The sequence below is a fragment of the Pseudomonas sp. PsB genome (assembly GCF_043658375.1).
In the GTDB taxonomy this organism is placed as follows: domain Bacteria; phylum Pseudomonadota; class Gammaproteobacteria; order Pseudomonadales; family Pseudomonadaceae; genus Aquipseudomonas; species Aquipseudomonas putida_Z.
Genome location: NZ_JBIGLU010000014.1, coordinates 96,032 through 116,141, shown reverse-complemented (window position 1 = coordinate 116,141; position 20,110 = coordinate 96,032). Strand labels below are relative to the sequence as shown.

Annotated in this window: 18 protein-coding genes; 10 read left to right on the top strand and 8 right to left on the bottom strand. The window is 63.2% G+C overall.

Features of this window, described 5'->3' with window-relative positions:
• Positions 1–76: 76 nt before the first annotated feature.
• The gene (locus tag ACGLHT_RS17840; protein ID WP_137163867.1) at positions 77–754 is read right to left on the bottom strand and encodes a DUF3313 domain-containing protein; all 678 of its coding nucleotides are present in this window, start codon (positions 752–754) and stop codon (positions 77–79) included.
• Positions 755–965: 211 nt separating this feature from the next.
• Between ACGLHT_RS17840 and ACGLHT_RS17835 the strand changes: the two genes are divergently transcribed.
• Entirely contained in the window at positions 966–1,349 is a 384-nt protein-coding gene (locus ACGLHT_RS17835; protein ID WP_085615606.1) for a type II toxin-antitoxin system RelE/ParE family toxin, read from the top strand.
• Positions 1,330–1,635, top strand: a complete 306-nt coding sequence (locus tag ACGLHT_RS17830) for a DNA-binding transcriptional regulator (RefSeq protein ID WP_003260255.1) — start codon at positions 1,330–1,332, stop codon at positions 1,633–1,635. The genes ACGLHT_RS17835 and ACGLHT_RS17830 overlap by 20 nt, the downstream gene beginning before the upstream one ends.
• A 103-nt stretch (positions 1,636–1,738) precedes the next feature.
• Here ACGLHT_RS17830 and ACGLHT_RS17825 read toward each other — a convergent pair whose 3' ends face one another.
• The 3 genes from ACGLHT_RS17825 to ACGLHT_RS17815 form a co-directional block, all read right to left on the bottom strand.
• A complete protein-coding gene (locus ACGLHT_RS17825) occupies positions 1,739–3,034 on the bottom strand; it encodes an FAD-binding oxidoreductase (protein WP_274120531.1) in 1,296 nt (431 codons plus the stop codon).
• Positions 3,035–3,047: 13 nt separating this feature from the next.
• Positions 3,048–4,136, bottom strand: coding sequence for a polyamine ABC transporter substrate-binding protein (locus tag ACGLHT_RS17820; protein ID WP_274120532.1), 1,089 nt, complete (start codon positions 4,134–4,136; stop codon positions 3,048–3,050).
• Between the two features lie 190 nt (positions 4,137–4,326).
• A complete protein-coding gene (locus ACGLHT_RS17815; RefSeq protein ID WP_025339022.1) occupies positions 4,327–5,685 on the bottom strand; it encodes a glutamine synthetase family protein in 1,359 nt (452 codons plus the stop codon).
• Between the two features lie 183 nt (positions 5,686–5,868).
• Here ACGLHT_RS17815 and ACGLHT_RS17810 point away from each other — a divergent pair, with 183 nt between their 5' ends.
• Positions 5,869–6,768 carry a helix-turn-helix domain-containing protein gene (locus tag ACGLHT_RS17810; protein WP_025339023.1) on the top strand — a complete coding sequence of 300 codons (900 nt, stop codon included), beginning with the start codon at positions 5,869–5,871 and terminating at the stop codon, positions 6,766–6,768.
• Between the two features lie 164 nt (positions 6,769–6,932).
• Positions 6,933–8,843, top strand: a complete 1,911-nt coding sequence (locus tag ACGLHT_RS17805) for an AAA family ATPase (protein WP_274078874.1) — start codon at positions 6,933–6,935, stop codon at positions 8,841–8,843.
• 152 nt (positions 8,844–8,995) lie between these two features.
• On the opposite strand, the gene ACGLHT_RS17800 is transcribed toward ACGLHT_RS17805, so the two are convergent.
• Positions 8,996–10,381 (bottom strand): aldehyde dehydrogenase family protein, encoded by a 1,386-nt coding sequence (locus tag ACGLHT_RS17800; protein WP_025339025.1) that lies wholly within the window; start codon positions 10,379–10,381, stop codon positions 8,996–8,998.
• A gap of 107 nt (positions 10,382–10,488) precedes the next feature.
• On the opposite strand from ACGLHT_RS17800, the gene ACGLHT_RS17795 reads away from it, so the two are divergent.
• The 4 genes from ACGLHT_RS17795 (at position 10,489) to ACGLHT_RS17780 (ending at position 13,444) form a co-directional block, all read left to right on the top strand.
• Positions 10,489–11,355 carry a LysR substrate-binding domain-containing protein gene (locus ACGLHT_RS17795; protein ID WP_013972688.1) on the top strand — a complete coding sequence of 289 codons (867 nt, stop codon included), beginning with the start codon at positions 10,489–10,491 and terminating at the stop codon, positions 11,353–11,355.
• A gap of 125 nt (positions 11,356–11,480) precedes the next feature.
• On the top strand, positions 11,481–11,924 hold the full coding sequence (locus tag ACGLHT_RS17790) for a hypothetical protein (RefSeq protein ID WP_025339026.1): 444 nt from the start codon (positions 11,481–11,483) through the stop codon (positions 11,922–11,924).
• Between the two features lie 54 nt (positions 11,925–11,978).
• Positions 11,979–12,725 carry a phytanoyl-CoA dioxygenase family protein gene (locus ACGLHT_RS17785; RefSeq protein ID WP_025339027.1) on the top strand — a complete coding sequence of 249 codons (747 nt, stop codon included), beginning with the start codon at positions 11,979–11,981 and terminating at the stop codon, positions 12,723–12,725.
• Between the two features lie 197 nt (positions 12,726–12,922).
• Positions 12,923–13,444 (top strand): acyloxyacyl hydrolase, encoded by a 522-nt coding sequence (locus ACGLHT_RS17780; RefSeq protein WP_015270391.1) that lies wholly within the window; start codon positions 12,923–12,925, stop codon positions 13,442–13,444.
• Between the two features lie 116 nt (positions 13,445–13,560).
• Here ACGLHT_RS17780 and ACGLHT_RS17775 read toward each other — a convergent pair whose 3' ends face one another.
• A complete protein-coding gene (locus ACGLHT_RS17775; RefSeq protein WP_274120534.1) occupies positions 13,561–15,684 on the bottom strand; it encodes a TonB-dependent siderophore receptor in 2,124 nt (707 codons plus the stop codon).
• Between the two features lie 245 nt (positions 15,685–15,929).
• On the bottom strand, positions 15,930–16,820 hold the full coding sequence (locus ACGLHT_RS17770) for a universal stress protein (RefSeq protein ID WP_274120535.1): 891 nt from the start codon (positions 16,818–16,820) through the stop codon (positions 15,930–15,932).
• 146 nt (positions 16,821–16,966) lie between these two features.
• On the opposite strand from ACGLHT_RS17770, the gene hisN reads away from it, so the two are divergent.
• Entirely contained in the window at positions 16,967–17,758 is a 792-nt protein-coding gene (gene hisN, locus ACGLHT_RS17765; RefSeq protein ID WP_085693207.1) for a histidinol-phosphatase, read from the top strand.
• 225 nt (positions 17,759–17,983) lie between these two features.
• Positions 17,984–18,715 carry a hypothetical protein gene (locus ACGLHT_RS17760; protein WP_137163872.1) on the top strand — a complete coding sequence of 244 codons (732 nt, stop codon included), beginning with the start codon at positions 17,984–17,986 and terminating at the stop codon, positions 18,713–18,715.
• A 139-nt stretch (positions 18,716–18,854) separates the two neighbouring features.
• On the opposite strand, the gene ACGLHT_RS17755 is transcribed toward ACGLHT_RS17760, so the two are convergent.
• The gene (locus tag ACGLHT_RS17755; RefSeq protein WP_025339032.1) at positions 18,855–19,835 is read right to left on the bottom strand and encodes a LysR family transcriptional regulator; all 981 of its coding nucleotides are present in this window, start codon (positions 19,833–19,835) and stop codon (positions 18,855–18,857) included.
• Positions 19,836–20,110: the final 275 nt, after the last annotated feature.

The window sequence follows — 20,110 nt, the reverse complement described above, 5'->3', positions numbered from 1 at the left end:
AGCTGAGATCCCGGGGCCGCTCTGCGGCCCTTTCGCGACACAAGGCCGCTCCCACAGGTTCCGTGTCCGGTCGGTATCAGCGGGCTTTCTGCTTCGCTTCCAGGAAGCTCGCACGCATGTCCTTGGCCCAGCCATCCAGCACCGGCTTGACGTCATTCAGGGTCAGCTGCGTGGTCTTGTTCTCCAGATCCTGCCCCGTGCCCTTGCGTACGACCTGGGCCAGCACTTTATGGCTGGCACCATCGAGGAACGCAGCTTCCACGCCGACATCCACCTCCTGGTCACGGCCGCCCATGGCGGTGTTCACACCGGCTGAAATCAGCGCGATTGGGATGACCTCATAGGGCTTGAGGCCCTCGTTGCTGGTGGACACCGCAGTAATGGCCGGGCGCACCACGATCACGCCCGGGCCGGGGCCCTTGGCCAGCGGTACCACGCTGCCCATTTCACGGCGCAGCGCTTCGTTGAAGTAGCGGGTGATTTCCTGCAGCGTCTGCGCCGAGATGACCGCCGTCGGCTGCGGCCTGGGGTAGAACTGGCTGGGCTCGATGAACACCTGGCTGTACTGGTTGACGTTGACCTTGGGGTCGATCCAGCGCATCACCGGGTCACCCGACGGGCTCTTGGCTTCCTGCAGCCGGCTGTAATCCTTGAGGAAGCCGGAGTAGTCCTTCGGGTCCACGCGATTGCTGGAGCAGGCGGCCATGGTAAGCAGTGCGGCGCACAACAGGGTAATGCGGGGCAATGATTTCATGATGAAGATGCATCCATGATAGGTCGGCCAGAACAACGCTAGCAGGTGCGCGACAGTTGGCTAGTGGGCTGGTTCAATTTGTAGTGGGAATTGGCTGCGGTAATGTTCCCAGGCGCGCAAATTCCTACAGTGTCTTGGGACCTCGCAGGCTTTTCAGTTTCTGCCGCCCTTGGAAAACTATGCCCGTTAAGGGTATGGTTGGGGTCCGGTGATGGAAATTTTCAAGCGCAAGGATTTCGCGCGTTGGCAAGCCGCTCACAGGCTCAGCGACGAAGTGCTGTGTAAAGCAGTGGACGAGATGTGCAGGGGCTTGGTCGATGCGAGCCTGGGTGGTGAGTTGTTCAAAAAACGCGTGGCAGCGCATGGTGCGGGAAAGCGCGGCGGTTATCGAACCCTTCTTTCCGCCCGCATCGGCAATCGATGTGTTTTCCTGCATGGCTTTGCCAAAAGTGACAAGGCAAATATCACCTTGGAGGAACAGAAAGCGCTGCGATTCGCTGGCAAAGTCTTTCTGGATTTATCACCGCTAGCGCTCTGCCGGGCGTTGCAGGCGGGTGTGCTGATGGAGGTATGTTGTGAGCAGCAAACTGATTGAATCGTTACGCGAGGACCTTGTCGCCCTGCACGAGGCCGGAGCGATCGGCAAGGTCACGCTTCGGGATTACGAAGCGCTATGCCCTGCACCAGTGCGAGATTTCAGCGCACTGGACATACGCCGTTTGCGCGAGGCACTCAACTTCAGCCAGCCGGTCTTTGCGATGCATTTGCACACGAGCGCATCGACAGTGCGCAAATGGGAGCAGGGCGAGACGCGCCCATCGGGACCGGCTTTGAAGCTGCTGAATATTATTAAAAACAAAGGGTTACAGGTTCTTCTTTGAGTCTTTTGTCTTGTTTTTTGAAAGTCCCTTAAAAACAGTGAGCTACGGAATTTTTTGAAAAATTTCGTTTAACTTCCGATTCGCAGGCAAGCCCGCTGCCACGTCAACCCAGCACCTCCCGCAATCGATACCACAACATCCCCAGCGCCAGCAGCGGCGAGCGCAGTGCCTTGCCGCCGGGGAAGGTCAGGTGTGGCACGGCGCTGAACACGTCCAGCCCCTGGCTGTGGCCGAGGGCGATGCTTTCGGCCAGCAGTTTCGCCGTCCAGTGCGTCACGTTCAGCCCATGCCCGGAATAGCCCTGGGCGTAGTAAACGTTGGGGTGCTGGCTGAGGCGCCCGACCTGGGGGAAGCGGTTGGCGGTGATGCCGATCATGCCGCCCCACTGGTAGTCGATACGCACGTTGGCCAGCTGCGGGAACACCTTCAGTACCTTGGGCCGCATGTAGGCGGCGATGTCCTTGGGGTCGCGGCCGGAATAGTGGCAGGCGCCGCCGAACAGCAGGCGCCGGTCTGCCGTCAGGCGGTAATAGTCCAGGCCTACTTTCTGGTCGCACAGCGCCATGTTCTGCGGGATCAGGCTGCTGGCCAGTGACTCGGACAATGGCTCGGTAGCCACCACGTAGCTGCCGGCCGGCAGCACCTTGCCGCTCAGGCGTGGTTCCAGTTCATCGAGGTGGGCGTTGCAGCCCAGCACCAGGCTGCTTGCCCGCACCTTGCCACGGGCCGTGTGCAGGGTCACGCGGGGGCCGTGCTCGATGCGCAGCACCGGGCTCTGCTCGAAGATGCGTACGCCCAGGCCGTGGGCGGCGCGGGCTTCGCCCTGGACCAGGTCAAGCGGGTGCAGGTGGCCCGAGCCCATGTCCACCAGGCCGCCGGCGTACTGGTCGCTGGCGACGATTTCATGCAGCTGGTCGGCACTGACCAGGCGGGTTTCAGGGCGATAGCCGAGTGCGGCCAGGTCGTCCTGTTCGTCCTTGAACGCGGCGAACTGCGCAGGGGTGTTGGCCAGTTCGCAGAAGCCCCAGCGCAGGTCGCAGGCAATGCCGTACCGGGCGATGCGGCTGGCCACCAGCGCTACCGAATCGATGCCGGCCTGTTTCAGGTAGTGCACGCCGTCCTGGCCGACATGCCGGGCAAAGCCGCTGACGTCATGGCCGATGCCGCGAATCAGCTGGCCGCCGTTGCGGCCGCTGGCGCCCCAGCCGATACGCCGGGCTTCAAGCAGCACCACCGAGAGCCCGCGTTCGGCCAGTTCCAGGGCGGTATTGACCCCGGTCAGCCCGCCGCCGACCACGCACACATCGGCGGTCAGTTCGCCGTCCAGGCTGGGATAGGGCGCTGCATCGCGTGCCGTGGCGGCATAGTACGAAGCGGTGTGTTGGGTAGTGAAAGACATGGGCGTTCTCGACTCAGCGGTTGGACTTGATCTTGCTCCAGGAGCGGGTCATGACGCGCATGATCTTCGGGCTCGGCGTGCTGGAGATGTACAGCTTGTCCAGCACGTCCTGGGGTGGGTAGATCTCGGGGTTTTTCACCAGTGACGCGTCCATGTAGGCCTGGGCATCGGGGTTGGCGTTGGCATATCCGACCGTGGCGCTGACCTTGGCAATCACCTTGGGGTCGAGCAGGTAGTTGATGAACGCCAGGGCCTGTTCGGGGTTGTTGGCGTCCTTGGGGATGGCCAGCAGGTCGAACCACAGGTTGCTGCCTTCCTTGGGAATGCTGTAGGCGACTTTCACGCCGTTTTTCGCCTCCACGGCGCGGTTGGCGGCCTGGAACACGTCGCCGGAGTAGCCGAAGGCCACGCAGACATCGCCATTGGCCAGGTCGGAAACGTACTTGGAGGAGTGGAAGTAGGTGATATAGGGGCGCAGTTCGAGCAGGCGGGCTTCCGCCTTGGCGTAGTCGGCCGGTTTTTCGCTGCGCGGGTCCATGCCCAGGTAGTTGAGCACGGCCGGGAACAGTTCATCGGGCGAGTCCATGAATGCCACGCCGCACTGCTTGAGCTTTTTCAGGTTCTCGGGCTCGAACAGCACCGCCCATGAATCGACATGGTCGACGCCCAGGGCCGCCTTGACCTTGTCGATGTTGTAGCCGATGCCGTTGGTACCCCACAGGTAGGGTACGGCGTACTGGTTGCCCGGGTCGTTCTGTTCAAGCTGCTTGAGCAGCTTGGGGTCCAGGTGCTGCCAGTTGGGCAGCTTGCTGCGGTCCAGCGGCAGGAAGGCACCGGCCTGGGCCTGGCGTGCGAGAAAGTGGTTGGATGGCACCACCACGTCATAGCCGGTGCGCCCGGCCAGCAGCTTGCCTTCCAGGGTTTCGTTGGAGTCGAACACGTCATAGACCACCTTGATCCCGCTGCTGGCCTGGAAGTCGGCCACGGTGGTGTCGCCGATGTAGTCGGTCCAGTTGTACACGCTGACCGAGGGGGTGGCCTGGGTGGTGGTGGCGAACAGCAGGGTGAATGCGGCGGGGATCAGGGCTTGCAGATGACGCATGGGGACACCTCGTTGGTATTGTTCTTGGCGTTCGGTGTATGGCGGCCGCTCCCACAGGTGACTCATTACCTTGTAGGAGCAGCCTTGTGCTGCGAAGAGGCCGGTAGGGCAAAAGATCTACTGTGACGGTACTGGCCCCTTCGCAGCACAAGGCTGCTCCTACAGGTCCAGTGCATGCCGTGGAAGGTGATTACACGCTCAGCATCAGGAACTCACGCTCCCACGAACTGATCACGCGCTTGTAGTTCTCGTGCTCGGCACGCTTGACCGCCACGTACCCCTGGACGAACTGCTTGCCCAGGTATTGCTGCACGGTCTCGCAGTCTTCCATGTGCTGCAGGGCGTCCTCGATGGTGATCGGCAGGCGCAGGTTGCGCCGCTCGTAGGCACGGCCCTGCACAGGGGCGCTGGGCTCGATGCGCTCGACCATGCCCAGGTAGCCGCACAGCAGGCTGGCGGCGATGGCCAGGTACGGGTTGGCATCGGCGCCCGGCAGGCGGTTTTCCACGCGCATCGCCTCGGGGCTGGAGGTGGGCACGCGCAGGCCGGCGGTGCGGTTTTCTTCACCCCACTCGACGTTCACCGGTGCCGAGGTGTCCGGCAGGAAGCGGCGGAACGAGTTGACGTTGGGCGCAAACATCGGCAGCAGCTTGGGGATGTACTTCTGCAAACCGCCGATGTGGTACAGGAACAGCTGGCTCATGCTGCCGTCTTCATTGGCGAAGATCGGCTTGCCGGTGGCGATGTCGACCACACTCTGGTGCAGGTGCATGGCACTGCCGGGCTCGTCGGTGATCGGCTTGGCCATGAAGGTGGCGGCCACGTTGTGCTTGAGCGCGGCTTCACGCATGGTGCGCTTGAACACGGTGATCTGGTCGGCCAGGTCCAGGGCGTCGCCGTGGCGGAAGTTGATCTCCATCTGCGCCGGGCCGTCTTCATGGATCAGCGTGTCCAGGTCCAGGCCCTGGATCTCGCACCAGTCGTAGACGTCTTCGAACAGCGGGTCGAACTCGTTGGCGGCATCGATCGAGAACGACTGGCGGCCACTTTCGGCACGGCCGGAACGCCCCAGCGGCACTTGCAGTGGCAGGTCCGGGTCTTCGCAGCGCTGGGTCAGGTAGAACTCCATCTCCGGTGCCACGATCGGCTGCCAGCCTTTGTCGGCATACAGCTTGAGCACTTTCTTCAGCACGTTGCGCGGCGACAGCTCGATGGGGTTGCCTTGCTTGTCGAAGGTGTCGTGGATCACGATCGCGGTCGGCTCGATCGCCCACGGGATCTGGTACACGGCGCTCGGGTCTGGGCGGCAGACCATGTCGATGTCGGCGGCATCGAGCAGGTTGTAGTAGATGTCATCGTCAACGTAGTCGCCGGTGACCGTCTGCAGCAGCACGCTCTCGGGCAGGCGCATGCCACGCTCATGGAGAAACTTGGCGGTGGGCGCGATCTTGCCGCGGGCGATGCCGGTCAGGTCGCTGATCACGCATTCGACTTCGGTGATCCGGTGTTCTTTCAGCCAGGTGGACAGCTGATCGAAGGGGGCGTTCATACAGACCTCTTGGTTGGGTTTTAGTGTGGGAGCAGGCGTGCCAGCGTAAACCGTTCTACGGTTTCGAAGGCGTCCCGCTTCCCAGGTGACGCGCTGGAGACTATCTTGGTCGCAGCCCGCATGGCTGATCTATCCACTTTCTCCGGCAATGAATGCACCAAAAGAGTGCAACTAGGACCGAGCGTGACAACCGCCAATGCCCTGCAAGTCCAGGCTTTCCACACCACCGACGTGACCGAACAAGTACGTGCCACCCCTGGCTGGCAGCAGCAGTACCGGCAGATGTCGCCCGGGCATTTCAGCGGAGAGCTGCGTTGCCTGGGGCTGGACGGGGTGGAGGTATACGAGGAGCGGCTGAACACCCGGGTGGAGCAGTTTTTCCGCGCACCCAGCGGTTCGCTGGCGTTCTGCTTCGACTGCAGCGAGAACAGCCTGTACCTGCTGAACGAACAGAGCCGCAACATCTGGATCACCCCGGAGAACTACCAGGAAGTGGCGGTCGTGTTCGACCAGGCCTTCCTGGCCCGCCATGGGCTGGACCCGCAGCGCCTGGAAGGGTTGTTCATGGTGCCGCTGGGCAGCGGCCAGAACGCGCTGTTCGGCAGCTGGCTGAGCGCGACGCTGACCCGCCTGGGCCAGGCGGATTGCCCGCTGCAGGGGCAGGCCCTGGCGGAGCAGCTGCTGGAGGACTGCCTGTTCATCCTCGACAACGCCTGCCAGCGCCTGCAGGGCGTGGCATTGGGCCGGCGTGACGAGGAACGGGCGATCATGCGCCGGGTGAGCGAGTGGGCGGCCGACTGCCCGGAGGAGACGCTTAACCTGGTGGAGCTGGCGGATGTTGCCGGGGTTTCCTTGCGTCAGTTGCAGCAAGCCTTCAAGGCGTATACCGGGATGCCGCCGGCGCACTGGTTGCGCCTGCGCCGGCTCAACGGTGCGCGGCGCGATCTGCTGCACGGCGGTGAAGTGACCGTGGCCGAGGTGGCGATGCGTTGGTCGTTCTGGCATTTGGGAAGGTTTTCAGAGAGTTACCGGCAGTTGTTCAAAGAGTTTCCCAGCGAGACCTTGAAGCGGGGCAGGGGCTGAATCTGGTGGTATAGCTGCTGCCACAGGATCACCTCAGTGCCAGGCGTTGTGAGGTCCCTGTGGGAGCGGGTTCACCCGCGAAGAGGCCGGCCCAGGCAATACACAACCCAGCATTCCACAGCGAAAATTGCTATCGTGCCGCCCTGATTCCACCCGAGGTGCCGATGTTCTACCTGCCTTTGCCCAGCGACCAGGCCGACCGCCTCGCCAGCGAGCCCACCACCGACTTCTTCACCACCGCCAGCGTCCTTGACGCCGCCGCAGTGCTGTTCGTGCAGAACCTGCCGCGCCAGCCCGCCACCGCCTCGGCGGATGCGCAGGAACGCCGCTTTGCCGAAATAGTGCGCATTGCCAACGAGGTCGAAAGCGCCGCGCCGGGGCGCTTCCAGGGCCAGGTAGCGCAGCACTTCGATCGCGAAGCCTTCGCCATGGGCCTGGGCATGCTGGGCGAAAACGGTATCGCACTGCTGTCGACCGAGGTGGAGTACCAGGCCGACGAGTTGCTGGACGCCGAGGGCCAGTGGAACTTCCAGTTCGCCGACAGCTACCGCCAGCGGGCAACCCCGCTGCACCCGGTGTACCTGCCGTCACTGGCCAGCGACCTGATGCTCAGCGACCAACAGAACCGCCTGCTGCGCGAATTCCTCAGTGGTATCGATGAGTCGGTGGCGGTACAGGGCTTTGCCGGCACCGGCAAGACCTTCCTGATTCACCAGTTCGCCCGCCTGCTCGAGCCGCAGCGCACGCTGTTGCTGGCCTTGACCGAAGGCCAGTTGCGCGCGCTGCAGGCGCGGGTCAAGGATGCCGCCGCCTACACCGCACTGACCTTCGGCCAGCTGGCCGACGAGCTGCTCAACCGCGACCTCACCAGCAATGGCTGGCGCCTGCGCGACCCGTATCGCACCAAGCTTTCGTGGCGCCCGCAGGATGCGCAGGTGGTACGTTGGCTGGCCATCCCCGACATCGGCCCGCTCGCCGCGCGCGATGTGGTTGCCTTGTGCATCCGCGCGGTACGCACGTTCTGCCACAGCGCCGACACCCAGCTGCAGTTGCACCACCTGCCCTGGGCCGGGCCGGGGACCACGCCACTGGACCAGGAAGTGTTGCTGGAAAAGGCACGGCTGTACTGGCAGGAGCTGATTCGCCCGTCGGCACGGGAAATTCAGTTGCCGGTGCGCGACTACCACCGGGTCAAACTGCTGTCGCTGACTGGTCATGTGATCGACAGCCGCTACACCCATGTCATCGTCGACGAGGCCCACGAGCTGTCGGCACCGATGCTTGCCGTGCTCGACCGCAGCCCGCAGTCGATCATTGCCCTGGGTGACGAACTGCAGAACCTCAACGGCCTCAGCGCGCACCATGGCGGCTTTATCCGCCAGCGTTACATCGACCACTCGCTGCGGGCCGGCCCGGCGATGGACAACGTGCTCAACCCGCTGATCCAGGCCCACCCGGCGGCGATCCAGGCAGCCTTCAGCGGCAGCGCCGAGCATTACACGCGGGTCAGCTTCTTCGATGCGGTGACGGTGCCGGAACAGCCCACGGCGTTGATCGTCGACGATGAATGGGGCCTGTTTGGCTGGTTCCAGCGCCTGACCCACCAGGGCGTGCCGTTCGTGCTGCTGAAAAGCGCGCGCAAGGACTTCGAGCTGTTCGTCGAAGACTGCATCGAGCTGTACCGCCATGGCACCCGGCCGCGTCACCCGATGCTGTTCCGCTATGCCAGCTGGCAGGCGCTGGAGCAGGACAAGGGTGATGACAAGGCGTTCGTCGCCGTGGCCAACATGCTGCGCAAGGGTTACACGCCAGAGCACTTTGCCAGGGCCAAGAGCCGTTACCGATGGGACAAGGCGCCCAAGCTGTTCCTGGGGCGGGTGCGGGATGTGAAGAACATGGAGTTCGCCCGGGTGATGGTGTCGCCGGAGCTGATGGTAGCGCCGCAGGTGGCGGGGAACCGCAATGAACGGGCGCGGATGCTGGCGGGGTTGTATACCGCCTGTTCGCGGGCGCGGCATGAACTGATCGTGCCGGGGGGGATGCTGGACTGGGTCAAGGACCAGGTTCGGGATTGATATTGTTGGGGCTGCTTTGCAGCCCATCGCGACACAAGGCCGCTCCTACAGGGGACCGCGATACAGGCCGGCCCCACAGGATCGCGCCGTGATCGCCTGTAGGAGCGGCCTTGTGTCGCGATGGGCCGCAAAGCGGCCCCAGTTACGCTGAATCAGTTACGGTCCAGCCACACAGTCTGGGCATTGGTGAACTCACGCACACCAAAGTGCGACAGCTCACGCCCGAAGCCGCTCTTCTTCACCCCGCCAAACGCCACGCGGGGGTCGGAAGCGCAATAGCCGTTGATGAACACGCCGCCGGTATCCAGCGCCGCGGTCATGCGCTCGGCCAGCGCGTAGTCGGCGGTGTAGATGGTCGAGGCCAGGCCGAACTCGCTGTCGTTGGCCAGCTCCACCGCATGCTCCGCATCACGTGCGCTGATGATCGCCGCTACCGGCCCGAACAGCTCCTGCTTGAACGCAGTCATCTGCGGGGTGACGTTGGCGAACACGGTCGGCGCGTAGAAGTTGGCAACGCCATCGACCTTGTGGCCGCCCAGCAGCAGGGTGGCGCCTTCGGCGATGGTCGCCTGGACCTGGCCATCCAGCTCGTCGCGCAGGTCGTAACGGGCCATCGGGCCGATGTAGGTACCTTCTTCCAGCGGGTTGCCGACCTTCAGCTCGCGAGTGGCCTCGACGAACTTGCGGGTGAATTCGTCAACGATGCTTTCCTCGACGATCAGGCGCTTGGCCGCAGCGCAGACCTGGCCGGTGTTCTGGTAACGGCCGATCACTGCTGCTTTCACGGCGGCATCCAGGTCGGCGTCGGCCAGCACGATGAACGGGTCGGAACCGCCCAGCTCCAGCACGCACTTCTTCAGCGCCGCGCCGGCTTGCGCACCAATCGCCATGCCGGCACGCACGCTGCCGGTCAGGGTCACGGCGGCGATGCGCGGGTCGTTGATGGCGCGGGTGACGCCGTCCGGGGTCACGTTCAGCACTTCGAACACGCCTTCCGGCAGGCCGGCATCCTTGAACAGCTCGCCCAGCAGGTAGGCGCTGCCCATCACGTTCGGCGCGTGCTTGAGTACGTAGGTGTTGCCGGCCAGGATTGCCGGCACGGCGCCGCGCAGTACCTGCCAGACCGGGAAGTTCCATGGCATCACGGCCAGGATCGGGCCCAGCGGGCGGTATTCGATGCGGGCTTTCTCGACCTGGGTCGGCTCGGCGGCGAGCATGGCCGGGCCATGTTCGGCGTACCAGCGGCACAGGCCGACGCACTTGCTGACTTCACCACGGGCCTGGACGACAGGCTTGCCGATTTCGCGGCTGATCATTTGCGCGAAGGCTTCGGCCTTGGTTTCGAGGGTGCTGGCCAGGGCAAGCAGGTACTCGCTGCGCTGACCCAGCGACACCTGGCGCCACTGGCGGTAGCCAACCTTGGCGCGTTGCAGCGCCGCTTCCAGTGCGGCGTCGGTGTCGAATGGGTAGGCGCCGATCTGCTCGCCGCTGTACGGGTCGAGGGAGATGGCGTGGGTCAGGCTGCTGATCGCGCTCATGGCGGGACACTCTCGTTGTTGTTGAACCGTGACGCCAGACTAGTGGGCTATGGCTTTAATGAAAACTGAATAATAATGAGCGAAACATTCACGTTTGGAGAAAGGCTGTGGACCTGGTGCAACTGGAGATCTTCAAGGCCGTGGCAGAGCAGGGCAGCATCAGTGCCGCCGCGCAGCATATCCATCGGGTGCCGTCGAACCTGACCACGCGTATCAAGCAACTGGAGGAGGACCTGGGCGTGGAGCTGTTCATCCGCGAGAAGAGCCGCCTGCGCCTGTCCCCCGCAGGCTGGAACTTCCTCGAATACACCCGGCGCATCCTCGACCTGGTGCACGAGGCGCGGCTGACCGTGGCCGGTGAAGACCCGCAAGGCACCTTCGCCCTGGGGTCGCTGGAAAGCACGGCCGCGGTGCGCATCCCGGCCTTGCTGGCGGCCTACAACCAGCGCTACCCCAAGGTCGACCTGGACCTGTCCACCGGGCCTTCCGGGACCATGCTCGAAGGCGTGTTGTCTGGCCGCCTGGTGGCGGCGTTCGTCGACGGGCCGGTGCTGCACCCGACGCTGGAAGGCATGCCGGTGTTCGAGGAAGAAATGATGGTCATCGCGCCGCTCAACCACGCCCCGGTAACCCGCGCCCAGGACGTCAACGGCGAAAGCATCTACGCCTTCCGCGCCAACTGTTCGTACCGCCACCACTTCGAGAACTGGTTCGTGCAGGACCAGGCGGTGCCGGGCAAGATCCACGAAATGGAGTCGTACCACGGCATGCTGGCCTGCGTCAGCGCCGGCGCCGGCCTGGCCATGATGCCGCGCAGCATGCTCGACAACATGCCCGGTTGCAGCACCGTCAGTGCCTGGCCGATGTCGGAGGATTTCCGTTACCTGAAAACCTGGCTGGTGTGGCGACGGGGCACGGTATCGCGCAGTTTGAGCATGTTCGTGAAACTGCTTGAGGAAGGGCGCGCAACCTGATGTTCCAGCACAATATTCACACCATTGATGCGAATTTCATCCAGACGACCATGCATCAGCACGAACGCCGTTACGCCCGAAGGATCAGATAATAGGTAAGCCATCCTCGAAAGGAGGGTCGTACCATGCGTAACCATCACTATGCCCTCGGCGCGGCACTGCTGATCACCCTGGCGCTGCCATGGACCCTGGCGGCCGCCGCAGACCTCAATGCCCCCATCGACATGCAGGCCGTGCAACTGCAACAGCAGGAGCAGAACGGCGTCCGCTACCTGCAAGGCGGCATCGGCCAGGACGAAGCCAACGCCCTGCGCAAGACCCCGGGCTATGACCTGCATGTGGAACTCTCCACCGGCCCGGAAGGCAAGTTCCAGAGCGGTGCCACCGTCGACATCCAGAATGCACAGGGCCAGCCCGTGCTCAGCCTTACGGATGCCGGGCCGCTGCTGTATGTGCAGTTGCCTCCCGGCAAATACAAAGTGACTGGCAACGCCCAGGGTGAGACGGTGCAGCAATTGGTGACCGTGAATGGCAAGACCCCCGCGACCGTGAACCTGAACTGGCGTTGATGGAAAAGCGGGCAGGAGTACGGATGTGCTCCTGCCTGAAAGGAGCGCATCGCCATGAGCCTGGACCTTCAGCTGGAGATGTTGGACGAGCGGGGCTATGTGTTGCTCCCCGGTGTGCTCGAACCCTTGCGTATCGCCTTGTTGCGCTGCGCCATCGATGACCTGCAGCCCATCCACTGGGATTACCAGGGGCTGCTGGAACACTACAAGTGCGTGTTCAACCGCAACCCGTTGTGGTTGCCCTTTCTCGACCTGCCGCCGCTGATCGCCCTGGCCGAAGCGGCACTGGGCGCCGACTGCCATGTGATCGGCCAGACCGCCTGGCGCAGCCACCCGGGCTACCCCGGCGTGGCCCTGCACCTGGACCATCTGCCCATGCAGTTGCCCGACTGGCTCAGCGAGCGCGGCGATTTCACCCAGCCCCCGCAGATCCTGACTGCGCAGCTGTACCTCAGCGATATCGACCATCACATCGGGCCGACCTGGATTGTGCCCGGCAGCCACCGCGCGGCGCGGCCACCACAGGCTGGCGAGCAACACTGGCAGGGCCGTGAGGCCCAGCCGGTGCTGTGCAAGGCAGGGGACGCGCTGGTGTTTCGCAGCGATGTCTGGCACAGCGGCGGGGCCAACTGCACCCAGTCACGCGAGCGCGACATGCTGCAAGTGCACTATGGCCGGCGCATGGTCGCGCAGAAGTTTTCGCCGTACCTGAACTGGCGTTTCAACCCGCAGGTGCTGGAGGAAGCCACCCCCAGGCAAAGGCGCCTGCTGGGCGAACACGAAGAGGCGGAATACGACTGACCGCTGCTGTTCGGCATGGCAGATGCTGGCGCAGGGTATTAGCCAATGGTGGCAATTCACTTTCAACTTTGTGTTTATCTGGTCGATAATCAGAAAAGTATTACTTCGTGTGACCGGTCTGGATGCATCCGGTCGCCAGATAAGATCGAGGGGCCCAAGCCCCCGCTTGCCGTATAGACCATCAGGAGAAGTCATTGATGAAAACCCGTCTAGCAGCTTCGCTGGCTGCTGCAGTGCTGGCCTTTGCCGGGGCGAATCTGGCCCAGGCAGCGCAGGTGAGCGGTGCCGTTGGCGCCACTGGCCAAGGTGACATGACCTACCGTATCGGCCTGTCGTTCGACTGGGACAAGAAATGGCTGGAAAGCAGCACCGGTCATCTGACCGGGTACTGGGATGCGGCCTACACCTATTGGGAAGGCGGTGAGGCCAGTGGCGCGCACTCGCTTTCGTTCAGCCCGGTGTTCACCTACGAGTTCAGCGGTTTCACCTATACCCCGTACATTGAGGCCGGCATTGGCCTGGCGGCGTTTTCCAAGACCGACGTGGGCGACCAGCGTCTGGGCTCGTCGGTCAACTTCGAAGACCGCATCGGCTTCGGCCTGAAACTGCCGGGGGAGCAGAAGGTGGGGATCCGCGCGATGCATTACTCCAACGCGGGGCTCAAGCAGCCTAACGACGGCATCGAGTCGTACTCGCTGTTCTACAGCAAAGGGTTCTGAGGCCGGGGGCCGCTTTGCGGCCCATCGCGACACAAGGCCGCTCCTACAGGAGATCGCGGTTTCCTTGTAGGAGCGGCCTTGTGTCGCGATGGGCTGCAAAGCAGCCCCAGGAACGGTCAGAAGGTATACGAAACCCCAGCTTGCACCGTCCGCGGCGCTCCTGGGTAGGCGTAGAAGTTGAATGCTCCCTCGTCGTATTCCTTGTTGAACAGGTTCTTCAGGTCCAGGTTGAGGCGAATGTTTTCGTTGACCTTGTAAAAGGCCAGCAGGTCGACAACGGTGTACTGGTCCATGTTGTAAGTCACTGCCTCGGTTTGGCCATTGCGGTCATCGACGTACTTCACCCCAACCCCCAGACCAAGGCCTTTAGCCAATCCGTCCTGAAATTCGTAGGTGTTGAGCAGGCTGAAGCTGTTCCTTGGAATGTTCGCCAGCCGGGTGCCAGAGGGCAGGCGGTTGTCCTTGGTCACTTCAGCGTCAACGTAGGCATAACCACCGATCACACGCCACTCCGGTGTCAGGTTTCCGGCAACGTTGATATCCAGGCCACGGCTACGTACTTCGCCAGCGGCAAGGTTGTAGTTGGGGTCCGCCGGGTCGCGTGTCAGCACATTTTCCTTGACGATGTGGTAGATCGCCGCGTCAACGCTCAGTTGACGGTCCGGCGCTTCCCATTTCACACCCAGCTCATACGACTTGCCTTTCTCCGGGTCGAAGCCCGAACCTTGCAGGCTGGCGCCGCTGTTGGGCTTAAATGAACGGGCGGTATTGGCATAGACGGCAACCGTATCGGTCAGGTCGTAGATCAGGCCGAAGCGTGGGGTGACGCCGTTTTCGCCCTTGCTGAAGTCGCGGTTTGCGGGCCGCTTGTCGTCGTAGTCATGCTCGAAACGCTCGAAGCGAACACCTGCAAGTGCCTTCAAGCGCTCAGTCAGAGCCACCTGGTCCTGGATGAAATACGCCCAGGTCTCGAGCTTCTCGCTGTCCCAGGTGGTTGGTACCGCTGCCAGCTCCGGCCTCGGCTGGCCTAGTACCGGGTTGTAGATATCGATCGTGTAGGGCGCGGTGGAACGTCGAATGATCGAACTGTAGTGATAGTTCTCGTACTCGACGCCGGTCAGCAGGGTGTGGCTGAACGCGCCTGTATCGAAATGCCCGGTGAGGTTCAGCTGCCAGTCGCGGTCGGTCCACTCCAGCTTGCGGTAATTGAAGTTGCGCTGCAGGGTGCGGCCATCTGCGGGGGCACTGGTGGCCTCTACAGCATTGCCTTTGAGTGAACCGTCAAGGTATTGGAAGCCTCCACCCAGCGTCCAGTTGTCGTTGAGCAGGTGCTCGAAACGCAACTGGGCCATGTTGTTGTCGTTGTGCAGTAGGTTGTCGCTGCCTTTTTCCCAGATGTAGGTATCGCGCGAGGCGCTGCCAGTCTGGGTGGCGTAGCGGGTCAGGCCACGGTCCAGCGGGTGGTTGTTGCGCATGAAATCGCCCTCGAAGACGATCTTCGTGCTGTCGTTGACCTGCCAGCTGACCACAGGCGCCACGTCATAGCGCTCGCTTTCCACATCGTCACGGAAGCTTTCGCCGCCTTCGCCCAGCAGGTTCAGGCGGTAGGCCAGCGAGCCGTCCTGGTTCAGCGACCCGGTGGCGTCCAGGGTCGCACGGTGCATGCCCTGGTCATCGAACTGGCTGCCCAGGGTAACTTTCGACTCTGGCAGCGGCTGCTTGCTGACCACGTTGAAGGTGCCGCCGGGGTCGCCACGGCCGTACAGGCTGCTGGCCGGGCCACGGATCACTTCCAGGCGCTCGACGGTGTTGGCGTCGGGGGCGTTGGGGTAGCCGCGGTTGATCGGGAAACCGTTGCGGTAGAACTCCCCGGTGGTGAAGCCACGCACGGTGAAGGTGGTCAGGCCCTGGCCGCCGAAGTTGTTGGCGCGGCCGACACCGCCGGCGTAGTCCAGGCCATCCTGCAGGCGCGTGGCGCCGGTATCTTCCAGTACATCCTTGGGCACCACGCTGACCGATTGCGGGGTTTCGTGCAGGGCGGTGTCGGTGCGGGTGGCGCTGGCCGAGCGGGTAGCCTTGTAGCCCTCGACCGGGCCATCGGCACGTTCGCTGTCGGCGCTGCTGGTGATGTTCAGGGCCTGGAGTTCGATCTGGGCGGGTTCGCCGAGCGGTTCAGGCTCGGCAAAGGCCAGCGGGGAGACAGCATGAAGCACACAAAGCGAAACGAACGTGCGACGCATCGACGGTACGATCCTGGAGTAGGGCGCTGAGGGTAGGGTGGGCAAGCGCCGAGAAACTACTACGAATCATTATCAAATGCATTCTTTTTGTGTGGCACTGGTGTACCAGATACCAAGGGTGGAATCTGTGTTGGCTTCTTCGCGGGTAAACCCGCTCCCACAGGGGGTTCACCAAGCCTGAGGTCAGTGGAATTCCTGTGGGAGCGGGTTCACCCGCGAAGAGGCCGGTGCAGGTATACCAGCACTCACCGAACCGCCTTGATCGCCAGCACATTGCACAGCGGATGCTCCAGCACATGCGCCGTGGTCCCGCCCAGGAACGTCTGCATGGCGTCATGCCGGTGGCTGCCCATCACGATCACATCCGCCCGGCTGTGCCCGACGAACTGGGCAATCACCTTGATCGCGGCCCCTTCCAGGAAGTGCCTGCGCTCCAGCGGGATCTGGTGGTGGTCGCCCAGCCGGTTGAACGCCGCCCGCTGCGCGGTGCGCACGCTGACATCGAAGCCAGGCATGGTCACCGTGCCGGCGCCGAAGTCGGCAATGTGGGTCTTGGCCGCGTCGCACACATGCAGCAGGTGCAGTTCGGCATTGCACTGCAGGGCCAGGGCATGGGCGCAATGGATCACCTGCTCATCCAGGTGCTCGCCGGCGCCATGGCTGTTCAGGTCCACCGCGGCGGCAATCTGCCGGGGCAGCGGCAGGCGGATATCGCTGACCAGGTGCACGGCGACCGGGCTGTCCTTGAGCAACTGCCAGTCCAGTGGCGTTACCAGCAGGCGCTTGAGCACCGGTTCGTGCTGCACGTCCTTGATCAACAGGTCGCAACCCAGCCGTTCCACCCGCTCCAGCACGCTGCCCAGCGGGTCGCGGGTCAGCAGCAGTTCGGTAGACACATCCAGGCCGGCGTTGGCCAGTTGTTCGGCTTCGTCCGCCAGCCATTGGCGGTTGTCGCTGAGCAGCCGTTCACGCTCGCGGCTATCGCTCATCAAACCGAAGGTGTCGACATCGTCGACGAACACGTTGATATCCAGCAACACACCGCTGGATTCCGCCAGCGCCGCAGCGCGTTGCAGCGCCGGCGTGTGGCGCATCTGCGGGCCGAGCATGACGAACAGACGCTTGAACTGGCTCATCTCACACCTCCACGTGTGGCAGCCCCCCGGTGTCTGGTCTTATTCAGTCTAGACCGCGCAGGGCCGCATGAGCAGCCGACGGAGGCTGGCGCGGCACGGTGTGTCGGGTATGATGCGGGCCCCATCATTTTCACGAGGCCCGCCCCATGTCCCTGAGTGCTGAACAGATCGGTGAATTCCGCGCCTTCGCCGAGCAGCTGGCCGATGCTGCTGCCGTGGCGATCAAGCCATACTTTCGCGCCAGCCTGGACGTCGAGGACAAGGGTGGGCGCCTGTACGACCCGGTGACCGTGGCCGACAAGGCAGCCGAGGACGCCATGCGCGAGCTGATCCAGGCCCGCTATCCCGACCACGGCATCCTCGGTGAAGAGGCCGGCGTGGCAGTCGGCAGCAGCCCGCTGACCTGGGTGCTCGACCCGATCGACGGTACGCGCGCCTTCATCACCGGCCTGCCGCTGTGGGGCACGCTGATTGCCCTGAACGACGGCACGCGCCCGGTTGTAGGGGTGATGAACCAGCCGTTCACCGGCGAACGCTTTGTCGGCACACCGGAAGGCGCCTGGCGCAGCGGTACGCCGTTGCAGACCCGCGCCTGTGCCGACCTGGCCTCGGCCACGCTGATGTGCACCACGCCGGACATGTTCGATACCGCCGCGCGCAAGGCTGCATTCGAAGCCGTTGCCGGCAAGGCGCGCCTGATGCGCTACGGTGGCGATTGCTATGCCTACTGCATGCTGGCTTCCGGGTTTGTCGATGTGATCGTCGAGGCGAGCCTGCAGCCGTATGACGTGCAGGCGCTGATGCCGATCATCGAAGGGGCGGGCGGGGTGATCACGGCGTGGGATGGCAGCAGCGCGCAGAATGGCGGGTGCGTGGTGGCCTGTGGTGACCCGGCGCTGCATGCACAGGTGGTGGAGATGTTGCGTCACGCCATGTGATTCATGTGTTGCTTGTGCCGGCCTCTTCGCGGGTAAACCCGCTCCCACAGGTACTGCGCAGTTTTCAAGATATGTGGTGATCTTGTGGGAGCGGGTTTACCCGCGAAGAGGCCGGCACAGGTATGCAAAACCCCCGATCACCGCACTTTTTCCAATTTCCGGGCTCTATGCTTGGCCAGGCCACACTGATCCCCGGTGCGGCCGCCGAATATCGACCCGGTGCCGATGGTTGCAAGCAAGCCAAAATTCTTCCTCCGCCTGCTATTGGCAGGCACCCTCACGTGCCTGTGCGCCTGCACCCAGCAGCAGGGTCGCGACATGGTCAACCAGCTCGGCAACGGCAAGCCCAGCGAACTGTTCCAGACCAGCGTCGACCGCCTGGCCACGCTGTCCATGCGCGACAACCTGCAGAGCTTGTACCTGCTGATGAACAAGCTTTATCTGCGCAACCCCAACCAGTGGAAGCTGTCCGGCTACGTGGACGCGGCCACTGCCGAGCGGCAGATCCGTATCGCCATCGAACAACGCCAGCCCTTGCCGCAACTGGGCAACCGTCGCGACCTGGCAGCCTTGAGCTTTGCCCTGAGCCCCGAGTTTCGCGGTGACCGGGTGGGCGCCTTCATCTACGCCATCGGCAGCATGCTGATCACCGCGCACGGCGGGCGTACCGAGTTCTACATGACCGATACCATCGACCCGCTGTTCGTCAACAACGCGGCGCGCAATATCGAGAAGGCCACCTGGATGCTGAGCCAGCGGCAGGATGCCAATGGCGTGCTGCTGTTGTTCTCCAACGAAATCTCGGAAGAGGGCAGCAACCTGAGTTTTGCCGTTGAGTTCGGCAAGATCGTGGCACGGCTGGATTTGCTGGCGGAGTTGCTGGATGAGCGGTACAGGCGGATTGGCTTGAATTATGCGCAAAGCCTGTTGTTGATGAACTTCCTGCCGGTGCAGTGAAGTGGGCGGTTCCGGGGTGCCTGTACCGGCCTCTTCGCGGGCATGCCCGCTCCCACAGGGATATCACCAACCTGAAGGGCGATGAAGTACCTGTGGGAGCGGGCGTGCCCGCGAAGGGGCCAGCACAGGCAACCGACATTCAGCGGGTACGCAACGACTCCAGCAACGGCTGAAACTCCGCCAGCAACCAGTCCCGCAAGCGGCAGCAACTGGAGTCATGGTCCTTGTCTTCGTTGAACGCCAGGAAGTGGAAGGTATCCTTGAGCACCAGTTCCTCTTCCACCGGCCTTGCCAGCAGCCCTTGGGCCACCAGCGGCTCTACCAGGTGGTGCCAGCCCAGCGCCACGCCCTGGCCACCCAGGGCCAGCTGCACCAGCAGGTTGTAATCGTTGGCATTGAAGAAGTGCGGGCCGGTGTTGGCGCGGCTTTTCAGGTCGATGTCATGGAACGCCAACCAGACGTTCCAGTCCACGTGCTCGGCCACCTGCGAGCGGCCATAAGGGCTGAGGTTCAACAACGTGCCATCGCGTAGCCCCTGCAGGGTACGCACCTCCGGGTGCTGCGCCAGGTACAGCGGTGTGCACACCGGGTAGATCACGTCGTGGTTGAGCTGGTGCGAGCTGTAGCCCGCCTGCACCTTGCCCAGTTTGGTGATGTAGATGTCCGGGCGAACCCCGGGCTCCATGGCCAGGAAGTTCTGCGTGGTCACCAGGTTGATGTCGATGTCCGGGTTCTCATCGAAGAACCTCGGCATCCGCGGCCCCATCCACAAGGCGGCGAAGGCCGGCGAACAGCACAGGGTGACCACCTGCTTGCTGTTGGTGTTGCTGCGAATGCGCTCGGCAGCCTGGGAAATGTTGACGAACGACAACTGCACCGCATCGAAGAAGATCGAACCGGCCACCGTCAGCTCCACCGCACGGCCCACGCGGGTGAACAACTCGGCGCCCAGGTAGGTTTCCAGTTCGCGGATTTGCCGGCTGACCGCTGCCTGGGTCACGCACAGCGCCTCGGCGGCGCGTGTGAAGTTCTGGTACTTGGCGGCGGCGACGAAGACTTTGACCGCACGCAGCGAGGGCATCTTGATCAGCGTCTGATCGGGTTCGGAGTGTCTGACCATGTCGGTGGGGTGCAGTCCTTTGTAGGAGCAGCCTTGTGCTGCGAAAGGGCCCCTGCAGGCACCCATGGCTCAAGTGTATGAGCCGGTCTCTTCGCTGCACAAGGCTGCGCCTGCATTCAAGCGCACTGCGCCAGGCTGTGGCTCGGGGCTCAGGCCCTGATTGATAACTTCAGGTAATGGTTTGCGTGAAACAAATGTCGTTGGACCCGCTCTGGCTCAAGGCCTAACGTTGAACCCACGGCGCGACATTCGAGACATCGATAGTCGGACAACTT

Excerpts from the sequence above, each read along its gene's own strand:
- ACGLHT_RS17840 (WP_137163867.1), bottom strand. The coding sequence starts at position 754 with ATGAAATCATTGCCCCGCATTACCCTGTTGTGCGCCGCACTGCTTACC.
- ACGLHT_RS17835 (WP_085615606.1), top strand. The coding sequence starts at position 966 with ATGGAAATTTTCAAGCGCAAGGATTTCGCGCGTTGGCAAGCCGCTCAC.
- ACGLHT_RS17825 (WP_274120531.1), bottom strand. The coding sequence starts at position 3,034 with ATGTCTTTCACTACCCAACACACCGCTTCGTACTATGCCGCCACGGCA.
- ACGLHT_RS17820 (WP_274120532.1), bottom strand. The coding sequence starts at position 4,136 with ATGCGTCATCTGCAAGCCCTGATCCCCGCCGCATTCACCCTGCTGTTC.
- ACGLHT_RS17815 (WP_025339022.1), bottom strand. The coding sequence starts at position 5,685 with ATGAACGCCCCCTTCGATCAGCTGTCCACCTGGCTGAAAGAACACCGG.
- ACGLHT_RS17805 (WP_274078874.1), top strand. The coding sequence starts at position 6,933 with ATGTTCTACCTGCCTTTGCCCAGCGACCAGGCCGACCGCCTCGCCAGC.
- ACGLHT_RS17800 (WP_025339025.1), bottom strand. The coding sequence starts at position 10,381 with ATGAGCGCGATCAGCAGCCTGACCCACGCCATCTCCCTCGACCCGTAC.
- ACGLHT_RS17790 (WP_025339026.1), top strand. The coding sequence starts at position 11,481 with ATGCGTAACCATCACTATGCCCTCGGCGCGGCACTGCTGATCACCCTG.
- ACGLHT_RS17785 (WP_025339027.1), top strand. The coding sequence starts at position 11,979 with ATGAGCCTGGACCTTCAGCTGGAGATGTTGGACGAGCGGGGCTATGTG.
- ACGLHT_RS17780 (WP_015270391.1), top strand. The coding sequence starts at position 12,923 with ATGAAAACCCGTCTAGCAGCTTCGCTGGCTGCTGCAGTGCTGGCCTTT.
- ACGLHT_RS17775 (WP_274120534.1), bottom strand. The coding sequence starts at position 15,684 with ATGCGTCGCACGTTCGTTTCGCTTTGTGTGCTTCATGCTGTCTCCCCG.
- ACGLHT_RS17770 (WP_274120535.1), bottom strand. The coding sequence starts at position 16,820 with ATGAGCCAGTTCAAGCGTCTGTTCGTCATGCTCGGCCCGCAGATGCGC.
- hisN (WP_085693207.1), top strand. The coding sequence starts at position 16,967 with ATGTCCCTGAGTGCTGAACAGATCGGTGAATTCCGCGCCTTCGCCGAG.
- ACGLHT_RS17760 (WP_137163872.1), top strand. The coding sequence starts at position 17,984 with ATGGTTGCAAGCAAGCCAAAATTCTTCCTCCGCCTGCTATTGGCAGGC.
- ACGLHT_RS17755 (WP_025339032.1), bottom strand. The coding sequence starts at position 19,835 with ATGGTCAGACACTCCGAACCCGATCAGACGCTGATCAAGATGCCCTCG.